Origin of the sequence: uncultured Porphyromonas sp., assembly GCF_915070105.1 — a bacterium.
Classification (GTDB): domain Bacteria; phylum Bacteroidota; class Bacteroidia; order Bacteroidales; family Porphyromonadaceae; genus Porphyromonas.
Window position 1 is genome coordinate 73234 of record NZ_CAJZFJ010000001.1, and the last position, 6832, is coordinate 80065.

A 6832-nucleotide genomic window follows, 5' to 3' on the forward strand; every position below is an offset into this window, starting at 1 on the left:
AGAGGGTCGGCTAGCGGGTGAAGCCCTTCTTCTTGATATTACGACGGGCTAGGTCAAGCTGAGCCTCTACCCGCTGGGCAGAGTCTACTCTACTGGAGTAAGAGAGCCAAGAGAGGACGATCTGATAGCTCATATCGTCATACAGGGGCGAGGAGCGGTCAGATAGTATAGCCTTGTACACGCGTAGCATCGTGGGGAGCTGCTCATCAGTGCACTGCTCTAGCGAGCGTACGAGGGCAGGGCTGACACGTGCTGTGTCAAGACCCGAGATGAAGCCACAGAAGTCATAGATTCTGTACTCGATGGCATCGGGCTTGGCATCTGCAGGGAGCTCATGATCCCAGTAGTGACCGATGATGTAGTCCAGCTGGTCAGTCAGGGAGGTGATGTGCTGCGGTACCTGTACCTGACCTGAGCTAATCGATTGCATCCTAGGACGACAAGCCGTGATCATCAGCCCCAAGATGACAACTAAAGGAAGGATGTGTCTACTAGTCATAGAAGTTGTTTCGAAAAGCGGTAAACTCTCTCCTGCGCAGGATGTGCTTCCCCCACCACGCTCTCACAAATCCCGAGCCATAACCCCAGAGCTGGATGAAGCATGCGGGGACGGCCCATAGTGCCACCTCGGTATCCTTGGTCTTCTGATAAGCGTCAATGAAGAAGAGTAGGGCGAGCAAGGCGAGCAGTGCCATCCCGATACCCGATAGGATGGCGATGGAGTAAACGAATGAGAGTAGAGCTGAGGAATGAAATACACATGAAATACACCGCAAGCGTAGGAATAGCCTCGTGCTCACCCATGCTGCGATCACAAGAGCGGAGAGGATGGTGAAGAGAGCTGGGAGGCAGTGTACAAGACGAGTACTGCCTGGGTGGCGAGTCTCCAGGTGAATACGTGCGATGCCGGAGTTATGCACCTGCTTGAAGAAGCGACGTAGGTCTACCCTGCGCTTGTGGTAGACATAGGCCTCAGGTATGAGTACTGTGCGTGCACCAGCCTCCTGTAGGCGTAGGCTAAAGTCGATGTCTTCGCCGAAGCGCATCCCGACATCAAAGCCCCCTAGCTGTAGGAAGAGTGCTCTACGACACCCGAGGTTGAAGCTCCTAGGCTTGAACTGCTCCATCGCATCTGCACTCCCTCCTCTGATTCCCCCTGTGGTGAGGGTTGAGGTCATGGCATAGTTGATAGCCTTCTGTATCGGAGTGAAGTCCTCGGAGGCTGTGTCGGGTCCTCCGAAGGCATCAATATCGCCATGCGACAAAGCCTTATCTACAGCCAGTAGGTAACCCTCTGGTAGGACGACGTCTGAGTCCAGGATGATGATGTAGTCGCCCTTGGCATAGTTCGCTCCGATGTTTCGTGCACGAGAGGGGCCACCATTAGGTATCTGATAATAGTAGAGGGAATAGATCTGCGGGATAAAGCGCTGGATGACCTCCTCAGAGGTGCGGGTAGACCCATCCTCTACTACGATGACCTCGTAGTCCCCTAGGCTCTGACGCATGATGCTCTCGAGGAGCTCCTGCAGTTCCTCGGGGCGGTTGTAGACCGGGATGATGAAGCTATAACGCATAGACTATCGAATGGCTATAGAGACCACTCGGTCCCCTCCTTGGTATCCTTGATGGTGAAGCCTAGAGCCTCCAGCTCCTTGCGTATGTGGTCTGAGGTAGCCCAGTCCTTCTTCCCCTTGGCCTCGGAGCGCACCGCAAGCAGTAGGTCTACAGCACCTGCGAAGGCCTCATGTGAAGCACTGTCCCCCATACGCTCATCACGTAGACCGAGTAGGTCGAAGAGGAAGAGACGATAGACCACCTTCAGCTCCTCTAGTTCTGTCTCGGTGATGGTGGCTTGGGCATTGTGCACGGCATTGATGGCTCGTGCTGCCTCGAAGAGCTCAGCGATGACGATCGGTGTATTCAGGTCATCACAGAGTGCTGTATGGCAACGCTCTGCTAGTCCCGTGATGGAGACGCTGGAGCTATCGGTCGGTCTCAGCGTGTCGAGGAGGCTCGCTGCATCCATCAGACGTGTGAGCCCCTTCTCTGCTGCCTGTAGAGCCTCATTGCTGAAGTCTACCGTCCCGCGATAGTGAGCACTTAGGATGAAGAAGCGTATGGTCATCGGGCTGTAAGCCTGAGAGAGTAGGGGATGATCGCCTGTGAAGAACTGATCAAGGGTGATGAAGTTCCCCAGGGACTTACCCATCTTCTGTCCCCCGATGGTGATCATATTGTTGTGCATCCAGTAGCGTACCATAGCTTCGCCTTGCTGGGAGGCTCTAGCCTGAGCGATCTCGCACTCATGGTGTGGGAAGACTAGATCCATCCCTCCTCCATGGATGTCGAACTGCTCCCCTAGGTACTTGCGCCCCATAGCCGTACACTCAGCGTGCCAGCCGGGGAAGCCTTCGCTCCATGGGCTAGGCCAGCGCATGATGTGCTCTGGCTGTGCCTTCTTCCAGAGAGCAAAGTCAAGTGGGTTCCGCTTCTCATCCTGTCCATCTAGAGCACGGGTATTGCTCTGCATATCCTCGATACGTCGCCCGCTAAGCTCTCCATAGTTGTAGCTCCTATTATACTTCTCTACATCGAAGTACACCGAGCCTTCGCTGACATAGGCGAAGCCTGCATCTAGGATCTGCTGTGTGAGCTGGATCTGCTCGATGATATGTCCCGAGGCCATGGGCTCAATACTTGGGGGCAGTACACCCAGGCGATCCATCGTATGGTGGTAGCGTGTCAGGTAGTACTGCACGACCTCCATGGGCTCTAGTTGCTCGAGCCTAGCCTTCTTAGCGATCTTGTCCTCACCCTCATCAGCGTCGTGCTCTAGGTGTCCCACGTCGGTGATGTTACGTACATAGCGCACCTTATAGCCCAAGTGCTGGAGGTATCGGAAGAGTATATCGAAGGTAATAGCAGGGCGAGCATGTCCTAGGTGAGCATCCCCATAGACCGTAGGGCCACAGACGTAGAGCCCGACATGGGGGGGATGGTTAGGTGTGAATTGCTCCTTTCTGCGATGTAGGGTATTATAGATAGACAGTGGATGCTCCATTGCTTGCTTCAAATCACTTATGTTGTATATCGTATCTGCAAAGGTAACACTTTACTAGGTCTTTACAGCGGCCTATTATTTATTCTCCACCTAGAGGCGTCCTAGGAGCCTCTCCACGGCCTTATGTCCCCTTACAGTGAGTCGCTCATGGTACTCCCTACAATAGTCGAGGGCTGCTCCCCTAGGCACGATGCCTATCGGGGAGCAGCCCTCTGTCGTTGTGTGACCACTCCTAGTGAAGGAGGATCAGCTAGGTGGATTACTTCGCTGCCTTAGCTGAGCGAGCTCTGCGGCGCTTAGCTACTTCGTAAGCAATAGGAGTAGCTACGAAGAGCGTGCAGTATGTGCCGAAGACGACACCGAGCAGGATAGCGAAGGTGAAGCTACGCATCGAAGCACCGCCGAACATGAATACGATAGCCATCACGAGGAAGGTTGTGAACGAGGTGTTCAGCGTACGGGATAGGGTAGAGTTCAGAGCGCCGTTGACGACCTCGAAACGGTCAGCCTGTGGATGATTGTTCACCTCCTCACGGATACGGTCAAAGACGATCACGACGTCATTGATGGCATACCCAATGATAGCTAGTAGGGCAGCGATGAAGTTCTGGTCTACCTCCATGGTGAAGGGCATCACCTTCCACAGCAGCACGTAGACAGCGATAATCATCAGGGTCGTCATCGTGACGGAGGCGAAGGCACCGATGGAGAAGGCTACGTTACGGAAGCGGATGAGGATGTAGATAGCCATGAAGAGCAGTGACAGACCTACGGCGATAAGAGCCTGACGGGTGATGTCGCTCGACATGCTTGCACTCACCTTCTGAGAGCTCACGATGTACTGATCAGCGAAGTCTGTCTGAGAGGGCTGGCTCTTGTAGAAGCTACCGAGTCCCTTGTAGAGCTTTTCTACGATCTTGTGCTCGACGTCTTCACCAGAGTCTTCGATGAGGTAGTTGGTCGAGATACGTACCTGGTCACCCTCTGTCCCGATGGCTGTGAGCACGAGCTTGCCATCGAGCTCGGGAGCGAGCTTCTCACGGACCTGCTGGTTGTCTACCTTCTGGTCAAACTTGACGATGTAGTTACGACCACCAGAGAACTCGATACCTTGGTTGAGACCTACCGTGAAGTAGCCTATGAGACCAGCCACGACGATGAGGACTGGGAGGGCATAGCCCTTGAGGCGTGCGCTGAGGAAGCTGTAGGTAGGATTCACCAGGAGGTTCTTGGTCATGACCGTAGTGTAGGTGACCTTGTCTAGCTTATGACGCTTGTCAAGTGCCTCGAAGATCATACGGGTAAGGAAGACCGCCGTGATGAAGGAGGAGATCAGACCGATGATAAGCGTCGTAGCAAATCCTCTGATAGGACCTGTACCGAAGTAGAAGAGTACTACCCCAGTGATGATCGTAGTGAGGTTAGAGTCGAAGATGGCGCTGAAGGCATTGCCATACCCATCAGCGATGGCACGGGTCATGCCCTTACCGTTGCGCAGCTCTTCCTTGATACGCTCATTGATAAGTACGTTAGCATCCACTGCCATACCTAGGGTGAGCACAAGACCAGCGATACCCGATAGGGTTAGTACGGCATTGAAGGAAGCTAGGATACCTAGCGTGAAGAAGCTGTTGATGACGAGTGCGAGGTTGGCGATCATACCAGGGATGAAGCCATAGGCCAGACACATATAGATCATCAGCAGTACGAGTGCGATAGCGAAGGAGATGATCCCAGACTGGATCGAAGCCTTCCCGAGGGTAGGCCCTACGACGTTCTCCTGCTCGATGACGATGCTGGTCTCCATCTTACCGGAGTTAAGCACGTTGGCGAGGTCGGTAGCCTCTTCGATGGTGAAGTTCCCCGAGATCGAGGAGTTTCCGCCCGTGATCTCTCCATTGACGTTTGGAGCGGAGTATACGACACCATCGAGGACGATGGCGATAGAGCGGTTGGTATTCTCCTTTGTTAGGCGAGCCCAGATCTGTGAGCCCTCCTGGTTCATGGACATCGAGACCTGAGTCTGGGCACCGCCTAGACCGTGATTATCGACGTCTGCTCTCGCCGTGGTGACGACGTCCCCAGAGAGGTCGGGCTTGCCAGAGCGATTGGTGCGGATAGCATAGAGCTCGTAGAGGTCGGTGACCTTACGTGTCTGTGGATCTTCGATGGCCTTTGCACCCCAGAGGAGCATAAGGTCTTCGGGCAGGAGCTGATACTCGTAGGCGATGGATAGGAGAGAATCGATACGATTACGATCTCTATCACGGGCGATAGCTACCGTTGCACCTCCACGACCACCGAGCATGAGGTAGTTGCTCAGCGTGTCACGTACAGCTACGGGAGCCTTAGCCACAGGGGCTGGCTCTTGTGTCTCTACGGCAGCGAGGCTGTCTTGTAGTGGCTGTTCAGAGATGGGGATGGGCTGGGCCTCGGGAGCAGAGAGTGCGAGTAGACGAGCGCTGAGTCCCTGGAGATCGTTAGCCACCTCTTCGTAGCGATAGGTGCGCCAGAACTGGAGGTTGGCACTACGCTGTAGAAGCTCACGTACGCGCTCAGGATCCTTGACACCAGGGAGCTCTACGAGGATACGTCCCTGACCCTCTAGGCGCTGTAGGTTAGGAGCTACGACACCGAAGCGGTCGATACGTGTACGCAGGACGTTGAACGAAGCCTCAACTGCACTGTTGTACTTCTCCTTGAGGAGCTCGATGACCTTAGCCTCCGAGGTCGAAGGGTTGATCTGATCACGCAGGTCACCAGCACCGAAGAGCACAGCTAGGTTAGCATTAGGCACTAACTTCTTGTACTCGGCGACGAACTGGTCGATGTAGTTGCTCTGCGAGGTGCTCTTCGAGGCAGCATCTATCGCCTTCTTGAAGTTAGGGTCTTCAGAGTTGTTGGCTAAATTCTTGACTAGGTCACCAGCATTGAGCTTGAGGACTACATTCATCCCGCCCTTTAGGTCGAGACCGAGACCGATCTGCTGGCGACGTGCTTCCTTGAGCGTGTAGCCTAGATAGACCTTCTCGTTAGCCATGGAGTCGAGATAAGCCTTCCCTGCGACTTCGCCCATCTTCTCCGCCTTACCATCGTAGTGGTTAGTAATGAGCGAGAAGGACAGGTAAAACGCACAGATCAAAGCCAAGCTCGCTGTGATGAAAGTCACAAATCCTTTGTTTTGCATCGTGTTTGTTACTTAGTTGTTATATCTTGAATTCTTTATGTCTAGGCACAATACGCCCACAAAAATAGCCGATTTTTCCGTAATATCCGCCACTTAGCACCTTCACGTTACGTTTCCCCGCCGTAGTATCGTACGGGGAAGGGAGCGAAAGAGGGCTGCATCCTCCTCCGCCATCCCCCTTCCACACGCGCAAATCTCCAGCTAAAGGAAGACGGTCAAGTCCCCCAGCACAGCATACTCCAGCTGATGTACTGATAGTTATACACGCCACCTCTTCCCCCAAGAGCCAACACTCTCGCAGGCGAAGAAGGAGGGCGGAGAGGCGGAGCTCCACAAGCACCTCTTATAAGCGCAAGCGTCACACCTCGCCACATCTGAGTTGACTCTCTATGGGAAGGCGACGGCAACCTATATTGGTCACTGGGTGAACCTATATGGGTCATCACGCCGACCTCTATGAGGTTGTTACCCCCGCTTAGGAATAAAAGTTGTGGACGAGTGGCAGATAAGTTTGGACTACGTACGTGGATCTAATATCTACGTACGTGGATATTTGGATTTACGTGCCTGGTCTTTAAGAC

Annotated in this window: 4 protein-coding genes; all 4 read right to left on the minus strand. The window is 53.9% G+C overall.

All coding sequences use genetic code 11. The features are described from left to right. Positions 1-10: 10 nt before the first annotated feature. Positions 11-499, minus strand: a complete 489-nt coding sequence (locus QZ554_RS00280; protein WP_297193278.1) for a DUF5106 domain-containing protein — start codon at positions 497-499, stop codon at positions 11-13. Next, positions 492-1577 (minus strand): glycosyltransferase, encoded by a 1086-nt coding sequence (locus QZ554_RS00285; RefSeq protein ID WP_297193280.1) that lies wholly within the window; start codon positions 1575-1577, stop codon positions 492-494. The genes QZ554_RS00280 and QZ554_RS00285 overlap by 8 nt, the downstream gene beginning before the upstream one ends. 14 nt (positions 1578-1591) lie before the next feature. Beyond that, positions 1592-3064 carry a cysteine--tRNA ligase gene (gene cysS / locus QZ554_RS00290; protein WP_297193285.1) on the minus strand — a complete coding sequence of 491 codons (1473 nt, stop codon included), beginning with the start codon at positions 3062-3064 and terminating at the stop codon, positions 1592-1594. 259 nt (positions 3065-3323) lie between these two features. Continuing rightward, complete coding sequence (secDF, locus tag QZ554_RS00295) at positions 3324-6251, minus strand: protein translocase subunit SecDF (protein WP_297193282.1); 2928 nt, start codon at positions 6249-6251, stop codon at positions 3324-3326. Positions 6252-6832: the final 581 nt, after the last annotated feature.

Bases quoted from the DNA above. Each gene is read 5' to 3' on its own strand.
- QZ554_RS00280 (WP_297193278.1), bottom strand. From the start codon at position 499: ATGACTAGTAGACACATCCTTCCTTTAGTTGTCATCTTGGGGCTGATG.
- QZ554_RS00285 (WP_297193280.1), bottom strand. From the start codon at position 1,577: ATGCGTTATAGCTTCATCATCCCGGTCTACAACCGCCCCGAGGAACTG.
- secDF (WP_297193282.1), bottom strand. From the start codon at position 6,251: ATGCAAAACAAAGGATTTGTGACTTTCATCACAGCGAGCTTGGCTTTG.
- cysS (WP_297193285.1), bottom strand. From the start codon at position 3,064: ATGGAGCATCCACTGTCTATCTATAATACCCTACATCGCAGAAAGGAG.